General features: G+C 64.9%; 19 protein-coding genes and 1 tRNA gene. 8 read left to right on the plus strand and 12 right to left on the minus strand.

From position 1 onward, the window contains the following. Positions 1-8: 8 nt before the first annotated feature. On the minus strand, positions 9-1,292 hold the full coding sequence (locus C481_RS11580; protein ID WP_006109396.1) for an ABC transporter substrate-binding protein: 1,284 nt from the start codon (positions 1,290-1,292) through the stop codon (positions 9-11). Between the two features lie 271 nt (positions 1,293-1,563). Further along, positions 1,564-2,718 (minus strand): Gfo/Idh/MocA family protein, encoded by a 1,155-nt coding sequence (locus C481_RS11585; protein ID WP_006109397.1) that lies wholly within the window; start codon positions 2,716-2,718, stop codon positions 1,564-1,566. 240 nt (positions 2,719-2,958) lie between these two features. Here C481_RS11585 and C481_RS11590 point away from each other — a divergent pair, with 240 nt between their 5' ends. After that, the gene (locus tag C481_RS11590; RefSeq protein WP_006109398.1) at positions 2,959-3,681 is read left to right on the plus strand and encodes a ThuA domain-containing protein; all 723 of its coding nucleotides are present in this window, start codon (positions 2,959-2,961) and stop codon (positions 3,679-3,681) included. 15 nt (positions 3,682-3,696) lie between these two features. On the opposite strand, the gene C481_RS11595 is transcribed toward C481_RS11590, so the two are convergent. The 3 genes from C481_RS11595 to C481_RS11605 form a co-directional block, all read right to left on the minus strand. Beyond that, on the minus strand, positions 3,697-4,983 hold the full coding sequence (locus C481_RS11595) for a TIGR00341 family protein (RefSeq protein ID WP_006109399.1): 1,287 nt from the start codon (positions 4,981-4,983) through the stop codon (positions 3,697-3,699). 290 nt (positions 4,984-5,273) lie between these two features. Further along, positions 5,274-6,125 (minus strand): translation initiation factor eIF-2B, encoded by an 852-nt coding sequence (locus C481_RS11600; protein WP_006109400.1) that lies wholly within the window; start codon positions 6,123-6,125, stop codon positions 5,274-5,276. Between the two features lie 87 nt (positions 6,126-6,212). Beyond that, positions 6,213-6,575: a DUF5783 family protein gene (locus C481_RS11605; protein ID WP_006109401.1), complete on the minus strand. Its 363-nt coding sequence runs from the start codon at positions 6,573-6,575 to the stop codon at positions 6,213-6,215. A gap of 95 nt (positions 6,576-6,670) precedes the next feature. Here C481_RS11605 and C481_RS11610 point away from each other — a divergent pair, with 95 nt between their 5' ends. The 4 genes from C481_RS11610 (at position 6,671) to C481_RS11625 (ending at position 9,174) form a co-directional block, all read left to right on the plus strand. Next, the gene (locus tag C481_RS11610) at positions 6,671-7,003 is read left to right on the plus strand and encodes a hypothetical protein (RefSeq protein WP_006109402.1); all 333 of its coding nucleotides are present in this window, start codon (positions 6,671-6,673) and stop codon (positions 7,001-7,003) included. Positions 7,004-7,072: 69 nt separating this feature from the next. Then, positions 7,073-8,149 carry an Mrp/NBP35 family ATP-binding protein gene (locus C481_RS11615; protein ID WP_006109404.1) on the plus strand — a complete coding sequence of 359 codons (1,077 nt, stop codon included), beginning with the start codon at positions 7,073-7,075 and terminating at the stop codon, positions 8,147-8,149. Beyond that, positions 8,146-8,442, plus strand: coding sequence for a hypothetical protein (locus C481_RS11620; protein WP_006109405.1), 297 nt, complete (start codon positions 8,146-8,148; stop codon positions 8,440-8,442). The genes C481_RS11615 and C481_RS11620 overlap by 4 nt, the downstream gene beginning before the upstream one ends. Positions 8,443-8,532: 90 nt before the next feature. Further along, positions 8,533-9,174, plus strand: coding sequence for a uracil-DNA glycosylase (locus tag C481_RS11625; protein ID WP_049904641.1), 642 nt, complete (start codon positions 8,533-8,535; stop codon positions 9,172-9,174). Positions 9,175-9,205: 31 nt separating this feature from the next. On the opposite strand, the gene C481_RS11630 is transcribed toward C481_RS11625, so the two are convergent. After that, complete coding sequence (locus tag C481_RS11630; protein WP_006109408.1) at positions 9,206-9,430, minus strand: hypothetical protein; 225 nt, start codon at positions 9,428-9,430, stop codon at positions 9,206-9,208. 100 nt (positions 9,431-9,530) lie between these two features. Here C481_RS11630 and C481_RS11635 point away from each other — a divergent pair, with 100 nt between their 5' ends. Both C481_RS11635 and C481_RS11640 read left to right on the plus strand, forming a co-directional pair. Then, the gene (locus C481_RS11635; protein WP_006109409.1) at positions 9,531-10,361 is read left to right on the plus strand and encodes a hypothetical protein; all 831 of its coding nucleotides are present in this window, start codon (positions 9,531-9,533) and stop codon (positions 10,359-10,361) included. Positions 10,362-10,384: 23 nt separating this feature from the next. Further along, a tRNA-Ser gene (locus C481_RS11640) sits at positions 10,385-10,466 on the plus strand. A 366-nt stretch (positions 10,467-10,832) separates the two neighbouring features. On the opposite strand, the gene citE is transcribed toward C481_RS11640, so the two are convergent. The 5 genes from citE to glmS are packed head-to-tail and all read right to left on the minus strand — an operon-like array spanning position 10,833 to position 16,271. After that, positions 10,833-11,876 (minus strand): L-malyl-CoA/beta-methylmalyl-CoA lyase, encoded by a 1,044-nt coding sequence (citE, locus tag C481_RS11645; protein WP_006109410.1) that lies wholly within the window; start codon positions 11,874-11,876, stop codon positions 10,833-10,835. Between the two features lie 46 nt (positions 11,877-11,922). Beyond that, entirely contained in the window at positions 11,923-13,071 is a 1,149-nt protein-coding gene (gene mch, locus C481_RS11650) for a 2-methylfumaryl-CoA hydratase (protein ID WP_006109411.1), read from the minus strand. Continuing rightward, positions 13,064-14,344: a methylaspartate ammonia-lyase gene (locus tag C481_RS11655; protein WP_006109412.1), complete on the minus strand. Its 1,281-nt coding sequence runs from the start codon at positions 14,342-14,344 to the stop codon at positions 13,064-13,066. The genes mch and C481_RS11655 overlap by 8 nt, the downstream gene beginning before the upstream one ends. A 31-nt stretch (positions 14,345-14,375) precedes the next feature. Further along, positions 14,376-15,815, minus strand: a complete 1,440-nt coding sequence (locus C481_RS11660) for a methylaspartate mutase subunit E (RefSeq protein ID WP_006109413.1) — start codon at positions 15,813-15,815, stop codon at positions 14,376-14,378. Then, positions 15,816-16,271: a methylaspartate mutase subunit S gene (gene glmS, locus C481_RS11665; protein WP_006109414.1), complete on the minus strand. Its 456-nt coding sequence runs from the start codon at positions 16,269-16,271 to the stop codon at positions 15,816-15,818. 137 nt (positions 16,272-16,408) lie between these two features. Here glmS and mct point away from each other — a divergent pair, with 137 nt between their 5' ends. Then, positions 16,409-17,596, plus strand: a complete 1,188-nt coding sequence (gene mct / locus C481_RS11670; protein ID WP_006109415.1) for a succinyl-CoA:mesaconate CoA-transferase — start codon at positions 16,409-16,411, stop codon at positions 17,594-17,596. 162 nt (positions 17,597-17,758) lie between these two features. Here the strand turns inward: mct and psmB are convergent, their stop codons facing one another. Continuing rightward, entirely contained in the window at positions 17,759-18,490 is a 732-nt protein-coding gene (gene psmB, locus C481_RS11675) for an archaeal proteasome endopeptidase complex subunit beta (protein WP_006109416.1), read from the minus strand. Between the last annotated feature and the right edge of the window lie 100 nt (positions 18,491-18,590).

Here is an 18,590-nt window from a genome sequence, read left to right on the forward strand (position 1 = left end):
TTCCACCGTTACTGGAAGCTGTTGACGAGTTCGTTGTACGTCTCGTCGACGTTCCAGTTATCGATGAAGTTCGAGAACGCGCCCTCGACCTCGGTCTGGGTCTCCGGCGCAACTGCCAGCCCGTGGGCGATCGACGGCGGTTGGTCGCTTGACTCCTCGAAGTCGGCCATCTGATCCTGCAGGAACGGGGTGAACGCTTCGTCCGAAACGTCGGTCCGCGGCGGAATCGAGCCCTTGGCCTGGTTAAACCGTTCCTGTGCGTCCGCGGTGCCCGCGTAGCGCAGGAATCGCACGGTCGCGTTCGGCGACGGGTTGAACTTCGGGAATACGAACGAGTCGATGACCATCGCGTACATCCCGTCAGTTCCCGGGAACGGGACGTAATCCCAGTCGTCCCCGTACGCGAGTTCCTCGTCGGTCTCGTACTGGCCGGCGGCCCAGTCTCCCTGGTGGAAGAACGCGGCCTCGCCGGAGTTGATGTAGTCGCTCGCGTCGTCCCAGTCGTTCATCGAACTCGCGTCCTCGTTGAAGAACTCGCTGTAGTCGACGACGAGTTCGAGCGAGTCGCGGACCTCGGATTCGTTCTCCTCGACGTTCCCCTCGATGACCGAGTCGTACACATCGGTGCCGTGCTCGCCGAGCAAGACCTGCGCCCACAGCTGGAGCGTCGACCAGGACGACTGGGTCTGTTGAGCCATTCCGATGTATCCCGCTTCGTCGGCGGTCTCCATCGCGTCGATGAGTGCGCTCGGACTGTCGACCGATTCGGGATCGATGCCGCTGTCCTCGATAACGTTGACGTTGTAAAACAGGTTGTTCAGCCGGTGGATGTTGATCGGCACGGCGACGAAGTCGCCGTCCGGCCGCGCGACCTCGATCGGCCCGTCGAGGTACGCTTCCTCCATTTCATCGTTCCAGACGTGCCCTTCGATGTCGTAGAGCAGATCATCGGCGGTGTAATCCGCGAGTGCCTGTCCCGGCCAAACCTGGAACGTGCTCGGCGGATCCTGGTCGACGACCCGGTTTCGAATGTTCGCCTCGAGTGCGCTCCCAGCCCCACCCGGTGACGGCGAGGACTCGACTGTAATATCCGGATACTCCTCTTCGAAACCTTCAACGAGCGCCTCGAAGGCTTCCGCCTCCGCGTCGGCCGTCCACCAGTGGCCGATCTCTACCGGTTCGAACTCGTCGGGATCCTCCTCGAGGAGTTCATCGAGCGGTTCGGCCTCGTTGCCGCCACCGAGACAACCCGCCGCAGCAGCTAGTCCGAGTGCCCCCGTCGTCTGCAACACTCGCCGTCGTGAGTGTCCGCTTGTGTTAGAATTTTTTCTAACCATAGTCAACCCTTCTACTGTATGCGAGATATGCACATCGTAATAAGGCCTTTGATAATGATGGACAACATTAATCCAGAATATAGTTAATTATGTATGTGGAGTGGATAGGACGATATCGGCGGCTCAGCGGCTTATTCAGCTATGGCGGCTGATTCTACAACGGAATCGCAGCGAAACAAAGGAGTCCGCACGAAGATGACTCGACGGCGAGCGACGGGGGCCGGGTTTAGAGATCCGCTTCGGCTTCGGCTTCCGGCTGTTGATCCGCTTCGGCCTCCCGATCGACCGGCTGTGGGGTGGGCCGTGATTCGATCGACTCGGCTTGGCCCGTCTCGCTCGAGCGGTAAATCGCGTCGATGACGCGCTGGACGGTGAGCGCCTCCTCGAGCGTGTTCGTCGTTGGCTCGCTTCCCGTGGCGACGGCCGTCAGGAATCGCTCGTCCTGCTCGAGATAGCCAGTTAGTCCCGTATCGCCCGTACACGTCGTATCGGTGTAGTGATCGCCGCCGGTCGCACTCGCACCGAGAATCTGGAGCTTCGTATCGCCGATGTCGAACTGTGCACCGGCCTCGGTGCCGCGGATTCGGAAGTCCATGCTCTCCTCGCGGTTCGTCGCCCACGCGGCCTCGAGCGAGACGGTCTGTCCGTCGGCACAGCGGATGAACGCGCTGACCGAGTCGTCGACGTCGTACGTTTCGGCGTTCGCGTCCCAGTTGTCGCCGAACCCGTCGGGGTCCGCGTAGTCCTCGCTCCCGCCGAACGTCGTCCTGGCGATGCCGGAGACTTCGGTGATGTCGGGGAAGTCGAGCGCGTACAGGGCGAGGTCGAGCGCGTGAACGCCGATATCCAGCAACGCGCCCCCGCCCGAGAGATCCTTGTTCGTGAACCACGAGCCCGGTCCGGGGACGCCGCGTCGCCGCACGTAGTTGGCTTCGATGTGGGTTAGCTCGCCGAACCGACCGCGGGCGTGGTGTTCCTCGAACATCGCCATCGAAGCCGCGTGTCGGTTGTGGAAGCCGACCATACAGAATCCGTCCGATTCCGCTTCGGCCGCTGCGATCCGCTCTGCGCTCTCTAAGGTGTGTGCCAGGGGTTTTTCGACGAGCACGTCACAGCCTTCCTCGAGCGCGGCGATCGTGATCGGTTCGTGAAATCGGTTCGGCGTCGTCACGACGACCGCATCCACCGCATCGTCGACGACGAGTTCGTCGTGCGTTTCGTACGTCGTCGCGTTGAACTCTGCCGCGAAGCGCTCGCGTTGTTCGGGGACCAGATCGACGCCGGCGACGACGGTAGCACCGAGTTCTTCGACGTTTCGTGCGTGGTGGTGACCCATGCCGCCGAGGCCGACGATGCCGACGCCGATGTCCGTTCCGTTCACCGAGAACCACCCCGTCGTTGTTGTGAGGGTGGTGTTAGGCGAGAAATGAGGGTGTTCGATGTCGTGAGCGCCCAGTCCCAGTTCATAGAGAGACGCGGGCAGCGATCAAAATAAGGGTTGTGACCGACCCATCTCTCTGCATTACTGTGAGTCATTGAATCTGATATGGGCCGATGGTGTGTCACGTGAATGCGGGACAGACCAGGTGAGCTAAGGCCGTCGATGGTGGACCCATATCCGATGTGTACGATTACGATCTGGAACGAGTTCAGACACGAGCGAGAGGACGAGGAGGCTGCGGCGGTGTATCCGGACGGGATTCACGAAGCGCTTGCAACCGTGTTTACCGGCGAGGAAGCCGAGATCGAGGACGGTATCGAGTACGACGTTCGGACGGCGACACTCGACGAACCCGACCACGGGCTCACCGAGGACGTACTCGACGCGACCGACGTGTTGCTCTGGTGGGGACACGAGGCGCACGACGAGGTCGAAGACGAGGTTGTCGACCGCGTTCAAGAGCGCGTGCTCGAGGGGATGGGCTTGCTGGTCCTCCACTCCGCACATTACTCGAAGGTATTCAAGCGGCTGCTCGGAACGTCGTGTAGCCTTCAGTGGCGCGAAGACGGCGGCACGGAACGGCTGTGGGTCGTCGATCCCGGCCACCCGATCGCGGACGGGCTAGATGAGTTCATCGAGTTGCCGGAGACGGAGATGTACGGCGAGCCGTTCGACGTGCCGGAACCGGACCGACTCGTCTTTACGAGCTGGTTCGAGGGCGGCGAGGTGTTTCGAAGCGGCTGTTGTTATCGTCGCGGGAGCGGGCGCATCTTCTACTTCCGACCGGGTCACGAGACGTATCCGATCTACGAGAACGCGGAGGTTCGGCGGGTGCTCCGAAACGCCGTCGCCTGGGCGAGTCCGACGGCGGGCGCCCCGCGATCGTTCGGGGAGCGCGAGTGAGTCGACCGCGCCGGCTCAGCCGCTTCGCTGCGTGTCGACCAGTTCGGTGACGACCTCGAGTTCGGTTCCCGTCGCCGCTTCGAGTCGTTCGCGCACCTGCTCGGCGAAATCGGGCGGTTCCGTCTCGCCGGGCGGGCGTTCGACGAGGACGGTTACGACCGGCACGTCGCCGGTGTAGAGGTCGATCAGTTCGTACTGGACGGAGAGTTCTTGCAGGACGAGATCGTCGAAGGGCGGCTCGTCGCTCATCGCGTCGAGTTCGGTTTGCGCGTCGTGTTCGACGGCTGCAGTCTGGTAGGTGCCGTAGGTGATCCCCCCGAGGACCACCGAGAGAACGGCGATAGCGACGACCAGCACGACGATCCGTGAGCGAAGGCGGCCGTAGACGCGGTCGACGCTCCCGACGTGGTGCGGTCGGTAGCCGGAGAGCCAGAGCAGGAGTAACGCGGTGAGGTTGATCGAGAGCAGGTTGACCAGGACGAGCGTGCCGGCGGTGACGACGACCTCCGGATGCCCCCAGGCGATTCCGAGGCCCACCGTCGCGGCCGGCGGCACGAGCGCGACGGCGATTGCGACGCCGACGAGGACCGAGCCGACGTTGCGGATGAGGCTGATGACGCCGGCGACGCCGGAGCCGAGCGCGAGAAACAGCGCCAGCGCGTTCGGCGTGATCCGCTCGCGGATCTGCGGCACCGTCGTGATGTCGAATCCCGGCGGCAACAACACCGTTCCCCTGAGAAGCCATCCCAGCAGCGCCGCCGTTGCGACGGCGACGAGGAGGCCGACGACTTGCAGGACGACCCCGCGTCTCGCGAGTTCGTCGTCGTCGACGACGACGCCGACGCTCGCCGCGAGCGCGGGTCCCATAAGCGGTGCGACGACCATCGCGCCGATGATCGTTGCCGCGGAGTCGAGCAACAAGCCGGCCGTCGCGATGACCGTGCTGACGATGAGCAGCGTGTAGTACGTCGAACTCGCGGGCGCGAGCGCCACCGCCTGGGACTGCAACTCTTCGCGGGAGATTCGGGTGCCGGAAAACCGACCGAGCAAGTCGTCGGTCCGGTCGGAAACGATCGTCTCCGCGGACGTGACCACCGTGTAGGAGGATTCGTCGAGGCCGGCCTTCCGAAAGTCGGCCACGAGCGGTTCGACGGCGGCCGGCGGGACGGGAATCGAGACGAGCGCCTCGAACTCGTCGTTGCTCGTCTCCTCGGAGACGGCGTAGTCGACGCCGGCCGCCTCCGCCCGCTCGAGGACGAGTTCGAGATCACCCGCTGGAACGAACACCTGGACGAGGCGCATACAGACCGTACGACGGACACCGGCATAGGCTGTCGTCACGGGATCGTGACCGTCAGCGATGCTGACCGCTCGTCACGTCGACGGCGGCGAGGCGGCAAATCGGCGGTCCGAGTGGGGTAAGTAAGGCCGAGAGTGAGAGAACGAGCGTGAGAGGTGGAGGGTACGCGTGAGAGTGGGTGAGTGGGTAAGAGAAAGAGTCTGAAAGGGGAAGCGGGAGTGAGGAGGAGAGGAAGCGCAGGCGTGAAAGAGCGGATGGGAAAGCGAACGGAAACGAAACGGAGTTCCGCCAATCAGAACGTCTCTCGTCCCTCGTCGGTGATCACGCTCTCGAGCAACGCCACCGGCGTCGCGTCGTAGGTCGGGTTCTCCACGTCGAATCCCTCCGCCGGTTCCGGCATGACCTCGCTGCCCGACCTGAACTCGTTCTCGAAGACGAAGCCCTCGCCGACGATTTTCGAGGCCGATCCGAGGACGGTCACCGGAACGTCGAGTTCGCGCGCGGTCGCCGCGATCGGGAACGTCCCGACGCGGTTGTAGAGCGTATCCTCGACGATGCAGTCCATGCCGACGACGACGCGGTCGCACTCCTCGAGATAGTAGCCGTTCGCGCTGTCGGTGATCAGCGTCGCCTCGACGCCGTCGAGGTCGGCGAGTCGGCGAGCCGTCTTGCGGCCGATGTAACGCGGTCGCGCTTCGGTGACGTAAACCTCGAAGGTTTTGCCCGCGTCCGTCGCTTGTTCGAGCGCCTCGATGACGGTCGAGGAGTAGTCGTGCGTCAACAACGTCATGTCGTCTTCGAGATGCGACACGGCGTTCTCGGCCGCCCGCTCCTTGGCGGATTCGACCCGCGAGACGACCGCGTCTATCTCCTCCTGGGTCAGTATCTTCGCTTCCGTCACGGTCTCGGGGTCGGCCTCGGTCACGGCCGCCACGACCTGGCGAACCGCGTTCTGGAGCGACGCGTGGGAAGGGTTGGCCCGCCGGAGCACCGAGCCGTTTCGCTCGAGCGCGCGAACGTACTCTTCGGCGGTCGCGAACTCCCGATCGAGCAGTTCCTCGAGCGCCCGCGTCGCGTTTACGGCGACTACCGAGGAGCTGTGCGTCTGCATCTCCTGAATCTCCTCGACCGTCTCGTCGATCATACCTGCATGGATTCCCGTAAGCGCAAAAGGTGTTCCGGGTCTGCCGATCGAATCGACCCCGTTCAACTAGGGATCGACACCGCGAGTTCACTCCGCAGTCTCGAATCCAAAGAGTCGCTGTAGCTCCCGTTCGATCCGCTCGGTGAACGCGGAGAGCACGGCCTCGAACTCGTCGTCGTCAACGGCACCGACTCGCTCCCGCGGGTTCTCGGGAAGGGAAACGCTGAACTCGCCGTTTCCCTCGTACACCGGTTCGCTCTCGCTCAATACCTGTCGGTCGATCGCTCGAAGGACCTCGGAATCGACCTGCCCGTGGAGTTGCTGGTAGGCGTTCGAATACGCTTCTTCGAGTTCGTCGAAGTAGTGGACGTATTTCTCCTCGAACTTTTCGGGGTCGAACTCGGTTGTCTGTTCGGCCTCACCCTCGGGTTCAGGGTCCGGGTCGGTCATGGGAACTCGTCCGGCCCCCAGTCGGTAAACGGTTCGGCTCTGGCGAGCACAGCGACCGCATCCTTACGGTTCACGCCGTGCTAGATCCACCACCGATGGCTTCCGTCACCGTCCGATATACCTGCCCCTACTGCGACGCCGTTCACAGCATCGAACGCGGTCCCGACCTCGCGGACCGCTCGGTCACGAAACACGCACAGCCGGGCTGGGAGTACGCCGCGCCGACCGACGACCTGGAAACCCGCGAATCCGCGGACGGAATCGCCTTTCTCTGCGGCGAAGACGGCACCGTTACCGATCGTGAAGGCACCTCGATCGAGGGCTGTGGTCGCCCGTTCTACCTCAATTTCGTCCGCTACGAGCGCGGCGTTGAACTCGAACCCGACCCGCCGACGTACGGCGGGCCGCGATTCGACTTCAAACCCTGACCCTGAGTCGACCGGCCGTGTCGCCCCCGCGAACACAACCCTTTTCGACGCCCGGAGGTACCTTCAAACATGGACGAAGCCGCCGTTCGCGACCGCCTTCGGTCGGTCGATGATCCCGAACTCGGCGACGATATCGTCTCGCTCGGGTTGGTCAACGACGTGACTGTCGAGGGGGACGAGGTTGACATCGATCTCGCACTCGGCGCACCGTACTCGCCAACCGAGTCCGACATCGCCGCCGAGATCCGTGAGTTGCTCGTCGCGGAGGGACTCGAACCCGATCTTTCCGCGAGTATTCCCGACCGTGACGACTTCGAAACCGACGAACAGGTCCTGCCGAACGTCAAGAACGTCATCGCCGTCGCCTCCGGCAAGGGCGGCGTCGGCAAGTCGACCGTCGCGGTCAATCTCGCCGCCGGGCTCTCGCAGTTGGGGGCGCGCGTCGGACTTTTCGATGCCGACGTGTACGGTCCGAACGTGCCGCGGATGGTCGACGCCGACGAGCCGCCGATGGCCACCGAGGACGAGACGCTCGTGCCGCCCGAAAAGTACGGCGTGAAGCTGATGAGCATGGCCTTTCTCACCGGGAAGGACGATCCGGTCATCTGGCGCGGTCCGATGGTCCACAAGGTCATCACGCAGCTCACCGAGGACGTCGAGTGGGGCCACCTCGATTACCTCGTCGTCGACCTCCCGCCGGGCACCGGCGACACCCAACTGACGATGCTCCAGACCATGCCCGTCACGGGCGCGGTTATCGTTACGACGCCCCAGGACGTGGCGCTCGACGACGCCCGCAAGGGCCTCGAGATGTTCGCCAAACACGACACCGTCGTGCTCGGTATCGCCGAGAACATGTCGACGTTCGCCTGTCCCGACTGCGGCGGCGAACACGACATCTTCGGCTCCGGGGGCGGCGAGGAGTTCGCCGAGACTCACGACATGCCGTTCCTGGGCTCGATCCCGCTCGATCCGGCGGTCCGCGAGGGCGGCGACGGCGGCGAGCCGACCGTCCTCGACAACGGCAGTGAGACCGGCGACGCGTTTCGAACGATCACCCAGAACGTCGCGAATAACACGGGGATCGTCCACCGGCGCGGCGTGTCTCAGGCAAGCCGGACGGAGGCGTCCTCGCTGGACCAATGACCGACGAGAGCGCGGATGATGCGGTTCCGGAACCGGATTCCGGTGAAGACGGCGCCGAGCGCGACGACGATGCCGAACCCGACGAGTTCAGTCCGGACCCGGAACGCGTCGAGCGCATCCGGGCCGTTGCCGACGACGTTCGCGGCGAGTCGAGCGAGAGCAAGCAGCTCGCGAACATCCTGTACCGGACCAGCGACCTTTACGACGCGGATGAAGACACGTCGCCGGAGGAAATCGTCCGCAACGTCAAGTTCATTCTCGAAGTCAACGAACGCGGCGGGCTGGGTCGCTGACCCGCTCCGTGCAGTCGCGGTGCTTTTGGTCGTTCCCGCCGAGACCCGAGTGTGGACGCGAATCAGCAAACGCGGGCGAATCCGTTCAGCATGGACGAGCAGTGCCGGAACTGCCCGGCGCTCTGCGAGACGCGCACGCAGGTCGTCCACGGCTACGGCGACGTCGGCGCTGACTTCCTGTTCGTCGGCGAACGCCCGAGTCGAGCGGCCGACGAGAGTGGGGTTCCGCTCGTCGCGCGCGATTCCGCGGCGGAGTCGGGGACCGAAGTGGACACCGGCGCGGACGCGGACACCGCCGACGACCTCCGACGCATCCTCGAACGCCTCGCCCTCTGTGACGCCACGTCTCCCGCCGACCAGCCCGAACTCGAGAACGTCTATCTGACGACTCTCACGCGCTGTCGCCACCCGGAGCGGCCGCCGACCGCCGAGGAAATCGACACCTGCGAACCCTACCTCAACGCCGAAATCCGGATGATCAACCCCGAAATCCTGGTCCCCATCGGCGACCGCGCGCTCTCCGTCCTCGGCACCGACTACACCACGACGCCGGCGGACGAACTCGTCCTTCCCGACGCCCACGCGACGACGATCCGCGGACGCGGCTTCGAACTCGTGCCGATGGAAGCGCCCCGCGACCGGACCCCGGCGCAGACCCAGACCTGGATCGAACACTTCGCCGATCTCATGGCGTCGGACTATCGGCAGACGAAGGGGCGACAAAAACGGTAACAGAGCGATACCGGACCAAAGGTCGCGAGCACTACCAGTACGGATTCTGCCGCCACCGCTTCGAACGCGCGCCGAGGAGTACCAGCGTGCCGACGACCGCGGTGACAATCCCGAGCGTCGCAACCGATGGCGCGAACAACCTGTCGGGCGATTCGAGCAGGTAGCCAGTTGTGAACCCGTAGACGCCAAGCGCCGCCAGCACGACGACGACTCCCGTTCCGAGCAGTCCCTCGATCGCGAGTGATCGATCGGTCATACGCGGGTGCACAGCCTCCACCCCTATAATTCGTCCGAGTTTCCCGGTTCGATCCGCACGAAGCGCCGCGTTCAAGAGTTCAGGTCCCGGATGAGTCAGTATGATCGTCGTCGTTCCCGTCGACCCGCCGTGGCCGGGGCTGGTCCTGCCGTCGCTCGTCGAGTCGACACCGCTCTCTGAATCAGCGGCTGTGGCGCTCTACGAAGCCGCCGTCACCGACGTGGTGCGGGCCGCCGAGCAAAGCGGCGGCGACGTCCTGCTCAATTACCGCGACGAGGAGACGATACCGGACGCGGTCGCCGACGCCAACGTTAACGCCGACGCCGGCGCTGGCGCAGAGACGGCAGTCCGAACACTCGTTGACGACGCACTCGAGTCGGTCGACGCCGATGCGAGCGCGGATGGCTCACCGGGTGCCGACGCTTCTCCCGTCAGATTCGAACGCCAGGTCGGTTCCACGCACGCGGCCCGCATCGGAAACACGGTCACGCACTTACTCGAGCGCGATCGGGCCGACGCGGTCGGCGTCCTCGAACCGACGGTCCCGCTCGTCGCCCGAACTGAACTCGACGGGGCGGCGATGTCGCTGCGCCGCCACGACGTCGTCCTCGGCCCCTCCTCCAACGGTCGGGCGTACTTCGCGGGCTTTACCGAGCCGATAGACTTCGCCGACGCGTACGAAACGCCGGCAGTGTCGACGCTCGCAAAACGGACGGCAGCAGCGGAGGCCGACCTCAAACTCGGCTTCGCGCCCATGCTCCCGACTGTCGCGACCGAGTCCGGGTTGTGTGCAACCATCGCCACTCTCGAAGCGCGCCAGCGGGCTGGTCGACCGAGGACAGATGCAACGGCTGCCGCCGTTGCTGAACTCGGGTTGACGGTCGGCTCGGACGAAACGCTCGAGCGGACGGAGACCGATAACCCTTTTTGAACGCACGGGGAAGACGCAGGTGAGGTGGGGTGGCAGAGCGGCCTATTGCGCCTGCCTTGAAAGCAGGTGGCGTCAGCCTCTTGGGTTCAAATCCCAACCCCACCGTTTTCTCACGACTAGCAGACGACGAGCGTTCGCTCAGTACTGCTTTCATGCTCGACGATCAACGAGAGTTCATGTCGTACCGCGAAAACCCTGTTCGACGGATCCTACTGTTTGGGACCATCCCCCGCTATTCGCCCTCGTCTGCGGGCTTTCTGCCGGGACTGGATCCATCGTCGGCAGCCTCCCGGTCCCGTATCTCGTCACTTCGCTCGGTTTCCGCGCCGTTCTCGTCGGCGGCACGGCCGGCCTCGCTGTACTGCTCAGGTGTGTCGCTCTCGCCCGGGTCGAAGCAGGCTCCGAAAACGGGACGCCACCCACGGGACGTATCGAACTGAACTCGCAGAAGAACGGGCGAGAGAGGCCTCGCTATCGGTACGACAACTCGAGTTCGCGCGCGCGCTCTAACAGCGCCTCGTCGTAGCGCTCTTCGGTTTGGGCCGGGCGCGTTGTATCGATCGCACGGACCTGCTGGACCGTATTCTCGAAGTTCTTGAACGTCGCTTCGTCGACCATTTGGCCGTCGATGGTGACCGCGCCGGTGCCCTCGCGCTTGGCTTCGTTGAACCGTTCGATCTTGTGCACGTCGCGTTCTAGTTCGGCGGGCGTGGGCATGTGGATCGTGTTGGCCTGGATGGTCTGTTTGGGATAGAGCGACCAGGAGCCGTCCAGACCGAGCCGGGCTTCGTGTTCGACTTGGTCGGCGTACTCGTCGGCGTTGTAGTAGGTCAGCCCGGCGCGTTCTTTGAACAGGTCGTCGAACGGGCCGCCGATCGAGAGCAAGCCGCCGGCGCTGGCCTCGTTCGAGAGTTCTTCGAGCAGGCCGTCCCAGCGCGGGCGGCCGTCGCCGAGGTCGCGCCCGCCGAGTTCGGCGGTGTAGTCGACGGGGCCGAAGACGAGCGCGGTGAGTCGCGATTCCGCGCCGAACGCGGCGATCTTTCGGAGGTCTGATTTAGCCCGACCGGTTTCGACGATGATCGAGAGGCCGATCGAGTTGTCCGGATAGCCGTGTTCGGACTCGGCCTCGGCGACGACTTCGGCGGCGCGCTCGACGTCTTCGAGCCGGCCGACCTTGGGGACGACGACGCCCTCGAGTTCGTCGCCGAGTTCGGCCACGAGTTCATCGATCTGGTTTCGCCCTTTGTCGCGGGACGCCGCGTCCTCGTAGCTCCACTCGACGCGCGGCCAGATCTCGCCGGGGAACTCGTGCTCCGGCACGCGGTCGATGGTGTTTTCGAGCCCCTCGGCTTTCATGTCGGGGGCGGTGCCGTCCTCCAGGTCGGGGACGAGCCAGTCGGGTGCCTGGAAGCCCTCGGCCTCGAGGCCGGAGACGAGGTATTTCGCCGAGTCGTCTTTCGGGACGGCGGCCGGTGCGGTCTGGAAGGTTCGACAGAGTCGGATGTCGTCGGTCATGGTTCGGTTGGCGTGTATGAGTGAATCGTAGTTGCGGGTGGTCGTCTCAGTCTGTGCGCTTTCGAATCTCCGCGGTTCTGGTCCCCGAGTAGACCGGATCGTCGTCCTGGGTGAACGCGATGTGTTCGAAGCGGACCGTTCCCGCCGCGTCGATCGAGGCGTCGTTCTCGGCCGAAAGCACGCGCGTGAACGCGTAGACGGTGTCACCGGGTGCGACGAACGTGTGGAACTGCTCGTCGTCGAAGCCGACCTCGCGCCAGGTCCGCTCGTCCGAACGGGCGTGGCCGAGCGCGGTCGACCGGGTCACGTCGCCGTAGGTGACGATGTCGCCCGATGGCGAGTCGGCCATCACGTCGACGTTGTGGTGCTGTTTGGCCGTGTTGAGCGTCGCGAGCGGGAGCGAGGCCACGGTCACGTCGTCCTGGGTGCGCCCGCGTTCGTGGCGGTAGGCGACGGCGGCGTCGCACCCCTCGGCCGTCTCGAGCGCGTCGACGAAATCCTCGAAGTAGCCGCCCGCAGGTGTGACGAACGCCTCGGGTAGCGTGGGCTCATCGCCGTCGCCGTCACCATCACCATCACCATCGTCACCGCCGTCGGACTCCGCCGTTGCAGCGCCGCTCCCGTCCGTCGCGACCGGTTCCCGGCGCGGAATCATGTTCGTCCGCTCGTACGAGCAGAGCACCTCGCCCGTCGCGGCGTCTTTCCCTCGCGTCCGCCAGGTGACGATGCCGAACTCGGGGCGCGAACTCGAGGTCGCCCTGGAGACGACCTCGCTCTCGACGCGGAGTTCGGTGCCGGCGTACACGGGGGTACCGGGGAATCGCACGTCGGTCCGCCCGAGGAAGTAGCCGCCCTTCTCGCTCAGGTCCTCGACGGTGATGCCGAGCGTGGCGGCGGTGAGGTAGTCCGGGTGGATCGGGGGCTCGTCGAAGCCGCGCTCCGCGGCGGCGTCGGAACGCCAGTACGCCGGATCGTGGTTGAGCGTTTGGCTCATCCACGACTCGTTTCCCCAGCGGGTGAGCGTGAGTCCGGGGTCGTGTTCGAGGAGATCGCCCTCGGCGAAGTCCTCGAAGCAGTTGCCCTTCTCTCGCGTCTCGGCTCGCTCGAGCGCCCGTGCGAACGTGTCGGGATCCGTCCACTCGATCGGTCGCTCTCCGCTCCCGGTTTCGGAATCGCGTCGTGATTCCCTAGTCATCTGCGGTCACCTCGTCGGCGTCGGGTTCGGGTTGCCGGCTGCGGTTTCGACGCGCGATCGTCCGTCGCATCTCGTTCTCGACGATCATATAACCCTCGTCGAAGCCCATGCCGGGCTTTGCGAGGACCTGCGCGGCGTCGGTCGCGAGCGCGACGTGCGCGCAAGCGCGTGCAGACGTTGCCGTTTCGTTGCAGGTGCCCCCGAGGTAGGCGCGGGTCTCGGTCCCCTCGCAGTAGCGGACGGCCTGCCCGCTTCGGTGGACGCCACCGAGGTCCGGCGTCTTGATCTGGACGACGTCGGCCGCGCCGGCGTCGACGAACGCTCGCACGTCCTCGAAAGTGTTGCACCACTCGTCGGCGACGATATCGACGCCGACGCCGGCCTCCTGCAATCCCGTCCGAAGCTCGATCATCGCCTCGATCTGCGCCTCGCGACCGCCGGCGTCCATCGGTCCCTCGATCTGGATCGGGTACGGCGCAGCGGCGTCTTCGACGGCGGCGAAGTAGTCCACGACCTCGTCGCGGTCGTAGGGGCCGCCGAAAACCTCGCCGATCATCCCGTACACGTCGATGTGGAATCGCGGCTCGTAGTCGTCGGGACCGAGTTCCTGCGAGCGCTCGGTGAGCCACTCGATGAACTCGAGCAGCGTCTCTCCGTTCTCGCCGATCTTCTCGACGCTGTTGATCAGCGCGTGCGGGAGGACGGGAACGCCCTTGACGAACATCTTCTCGGTGTTCGTGTAGCGGTCGTCCCCGGACTGGCCGAAGACCGGGACGGGTTCCGTCGCGGGCTCCGTGCCGAGCGCGTCGGCCAGTACGTCCGTGCGCGTCGTGCCCTTGGCTGCAGCGGCTGCCGCGAGCAGCGCCTGGGAGATCCCGTAGCGGATCGCAGTATGGAGTTGGCTCCCGCCGATCGCTACCTCCTCGAGGCGGTCGACGTTCGCGAGGAACTCGCTTGCGTCCCGTCCCGCGAGCGTTTCGGTAACGGGTCCCTCGACGACGGGCACGAACTCGTCGGCCCGAAAGAGCGGGTCGCGTCCGCCCGCACCGGAGTACTGGACCGCGGCGCAGTCGCCGCGGTGGGTCGTTCCGTCCGCGAGTTCAACGTCGACGATGAGGGTTTCGCCGGCCTGGCGGATTTCCTCGAAGCCGTCGGTGACGGGGTCGCCGGTGTAGGTGAACCCGTCCTGCTGTGCACCTTGCTTGATCGCGCGCTGGTCGTCGAAGAAGAACCCGGCGTAGCCGGGGGTTGCGTGGATGGCTGTAATCTGCATTATCGTAGTTTCGTCGTGTCCTCGTGTCGTTCTAGACGTCCCCCGCGTTCTGGGGACGACCGATGAGTTTTCCGTCGCTGATCGCGTCGACGTCGTCTGCAACCATGCGAAACGACTGGTCGCGGCCTTCGGTGTCCGCACGCCGCGAGAGTCGCGCCCGGTGGATCTCCTTGATGTCGTCGTCCATCGCGAGGTCGGCCCACTCGAAGATGCGGACGCGGCCGTCGTCGTCCCGTGCGGGGAGGACGGCCCCTCTCGCGCTGTCGCTCGGTGCGAACGGCACGTCGAGTGCGCCCGAGTCGAACGCCTCGATCGTTCCCCGGACGACGTCGCCGTCGCCGTGCTCGAGGATGGTGTCCGTGAGACACCGCGTTTCGCGCTCGATCAGGTCTTGTTCCTCCGCGATGCCGTCGATATCGATCTCCTGCTCGATCGCCATGTCGATGACCTGCCGCGTCGTGCGCAGCCCGGAGGCGTTCGCCTCCTTCGTCGGCACGCCCTGGAACTCCTGGGGGGACTTGGTGATGACTTTGTCCGGCCGGGCGATGGCGGCGGTCATCCCGCCGAGGCTGATCACGCCGTTCGCGCGGGCCTCGTCCGGCGGGAAGCCGCCCATCCACTCGTGGAAAACCGTGGTGACGACGACCTCGTCGGGCAGGAACTCGTCGCCCAGTTTCTGCAGGGCGTTCAGCGCCGCAACGTCCTGGACAACGTTGCCGACCTGCCCGTAGCCCAGCGTCACGGAGCGCACGCCCTGCGTGGCGGCGAGTTGGCCCTCGACCAGCATGATCGCGATGGCGATCGAGGGCGGCACCAGCGTTCCGGTCAGCGGTCCGAACGGCTCGCGGTTGATCCGCACGCCGCGTTCCGTGTAGGCTCCCGCGAGCCGGTCGACGAACTGCCACTTCTCGATGGTTTCCTCCAAACCGTGGCGCTTGGTGTAGGGGATGTTGTACGAGATCGGGCCGCCCTCGAAGCTCTGGAAGCCGCCGGCGAACGTGATGGCCGCCAGCAAGCGGGCGTCGGGCGTCCCGTGGCGAACCTCGATCGGGGCGTCGATCGCCTCGATCAGCTCCCGGCAGCCCTCGACGCCGTGGTTGACCGCCGGGAACCCGTTGAGGGTGTCTTCCCCGCTCTCGCGGGCGTTCTCGAGCCCCTCTTGTGCCTTCTCGTACTCGTTATCGCGCGTGTACGAGTCGATCGTCGTCGGGAGGAGATCCGCTTTCCCCTCCCCGTGGAGGTACTCGAGCAGTTCGACCTGATCGTCGAGACACGGCACGCCGGCCCGCGGCTGCAAGAGGGGTTTGGTCGCCTCTTCGAGCACGTCGGCGAAGCGCTTGCTCGCGGGAAGCGACTCGTGGTACGCGATCGCCTCGTCGAAGTCGACATCCGCACCCGTCGGCCAGTCGGCCCGAATCTCCTCGTCGATACGCCGTAGCTCGTCGGCCGGAATGCGTTCGTCTCGTATCATCTAGGAACTGATCGTCGCGCGCTCCGTCTCCGTCGGCGCAATCTGGAGATCCTGGCGGAGCGCAGCGATCGCTTCTTCGGGGTCCGTCTCCGAGTCGAAGACCCGGTCGAAGCCGAGTTCTTCGAACGTCGCCCGCGTCTGCTCGAAGTCGTCCTGCCCGACGGCGAGGTTGCCGCCGATGTAGGTGTGCGCATCGACACCCGCGTCTTCGAGCACGCCGTGGAATCCCCGGCAGTCCTGCTCGGCGTGGCCGTAGAGCGACGAAACCAGTACGGCCTCGGCATCGTGTGCTACCGCGGCCTCGGCGAACTCTTCCTGGGAGGTCTGGACGCCGAGGTTGATGACGTCGAAGCCTGCTGCACTGAATGCCTGCTCTAGGATCGTAATGCCGACGACGTGAGCGTCCGAGCCGATCACGCCGAGGACGACCGTTTGGGACATCGTGTGCAGAACCATGATGGACCTGGGTATAAACCTAATGATTTTCCATGATAATATTCCTTAAACACCTTAACAGCCCCTCTATGTCACAAGTTCACACCTACATGATCGATGGTAAAGGTTTAGGTGGCGGTGTCGCAACCACCCACACCATGGGCGCACTCTCGAACCTGCGCGTGCTGGACCTCACACAGGTCCTCGCCGGCCCGTACTGCACGATGTTACTCGCGGACATGGGTGCCGACGTCGTCAAGATCGAACGTCCCGGCGGCGACCTCATCCGGTCGAATCCCCCGTTCGTCGACGACCCCAACGAAGAGGCCTACGGCGGCTACTTCCAGAGCGTCAACCGGGGCAAGCGAAGCATCGAACTCGACTTCGCCGACGCGGACGACCGCGCGGACTTCCGCTCGCTCGTCGAGGAAGCCGACATCGTCGTCGAGAACTACCGCGCGGGCACGATGGAGAAGTACGACCTCGGCTACGAGACGCTCACCGAGTTCAATCCGGAACTCATCTACTCCTCGATCCGAGGCTTCGGCGATCCGCGCACGGGCGAAACCGAACGGCAGGGCCAGCCCTCCTTCGACCTCATCGCCCAGGCCCTAGGCGGCGTCATGGAGATTACCGGCCAGGAAGACGGCCCCCCGACGAAGGTCGGCCCCGGCATCGGCGACCTCTTCACCGCGACGCTGAACTGCATCGGCATCCTCGCCGCCGTCAACCACCGCGAACAGACCGGCGAGGGCCAGTACGTCGACACCGGCATGTACGACTCGATGATCAGCATGACCGAACGCGCCGTCTACCAGCAATCCTACACCGGCACCCCGCCCACCAGACAGGGCAACTCCCACCCGACGCTGTTTCCCTACAACGCCTTCGAGACCGCCGACGGCTACGCCGTTATCGCCGCGTTCGGCACGAACCACTGGACCGAGGTCTGCGCCGCCATGGACCGCGCGGACCTCGCCGACGACTACCCCACCACCGCCGACCGACTCGAACACCGCGAGTTCTTGCGCGCCGAACTCGCCGACTGGGCCGCGGATCGAACCACGGACGAACTCGTCGCCGAACTCGAGGGGAGCGTTCCCGTCGCGCCGGTGCAAAACACCGAGGACATCTTCGACGATTCGCACGTCCACGCGCGTGACATGCTCGTCCCGGTCGACCAACCCGGCACCGACGAGGAAGTCGAAATCGCCGGCTCGCCGATCAAGATGACCGAGACGCCGCCCGAACCGCGCGGTCGCGCCCCGTTACTCGACGAACATCGCACGGAAATCCTCGGTTCGACGGACGAGCGCGCGGACGCAGAACAGGCTGCCGACGACTGAACGCGATCCGCAGGCAGTCTCGGTTTCCGTCGGACAAGCCACTATTCCGCTAGACGGCAACGACACGGATCTCTACACTACAACAGCAACAGCCAGAAAAGCCGCCAACAGCCCCGGTGGACGGGTCACTACTCCCGAACTCGGAATCGAGGTCGTTTAGATTCAGACGACTTCTTCGAAGTCGTGGTGACCGTTGATCTCGACGCCCTCGTCGGTGATCTCGCAGAGGAAGACGCCGTTACCGGAGCCGGTGTCGCGTTCGGCGGCGGACTTGATCGCGCGGGCGGCGATCGTGGTCGCGTCGTCGTTCGAGAGGCCGTCCTCGTACTCCTGTTCGAGCAGACCGTAGGCGAGTTGCATCCCGCTACCGGTGACGGTGTAGTCGTCTTCCATGACGCCGCCGGCGGGATCGATGCTGTAAACGTGACTGCCTTCCGAATCGACGCCGCCCAGGATGGGGTGAATCGCGAAGAACGGGCCGCCGCGAGCGAAGTTACCGGCGAGCGTCGCAAGCGCATCGATGCTCATCGCCTCACCGCGACGCGCCCCGTAGAGGTTAACCTCGGCGCGGAGGCTCGAGATGAACGACTGGGCGCCGCCGACGCTGCCGACCATCGTCAGCGCACCGGTCGGGTGAATCTGCTCGACCTTCTGGACGTTCTTGTTCGAGACGAACCGGCCGCCGAGGCTGGCGCGCATGTCCGTCGCGATGACGACGCCGTCCTCGGTCGTGATGCCGATCGTCGTCGTCCCCGTCTTGTTGACGTTGTCCAGGTCGGCCCGCGAAAGGTCGTTCTGCGGCAGCGATCCGACCTCCGGCGCGTAGGGGTTCGAATCGTCGGCCAACTGATCGACCGTCCGGGAGAACTCCGAATTATGCTGTGGTGCTCGCATTGACCGAAGATTACGACCGGCACGATATAAAACATCGGCGGTCATCGTCCTTGTTTCCGCTTCGTCCGAGTGCAGGTTCGACCCGGCGTACTACTGAACT

Source organism: Natrialba asiatica DSM 12278, from assembly GCF_000337555.1.
Taxonomy (GTDB): Archaea; Halobacteriota; Halobacteria; order Halobacteriales; family Natrialbaceae; genus Natrialba; species Natrialba asiatica.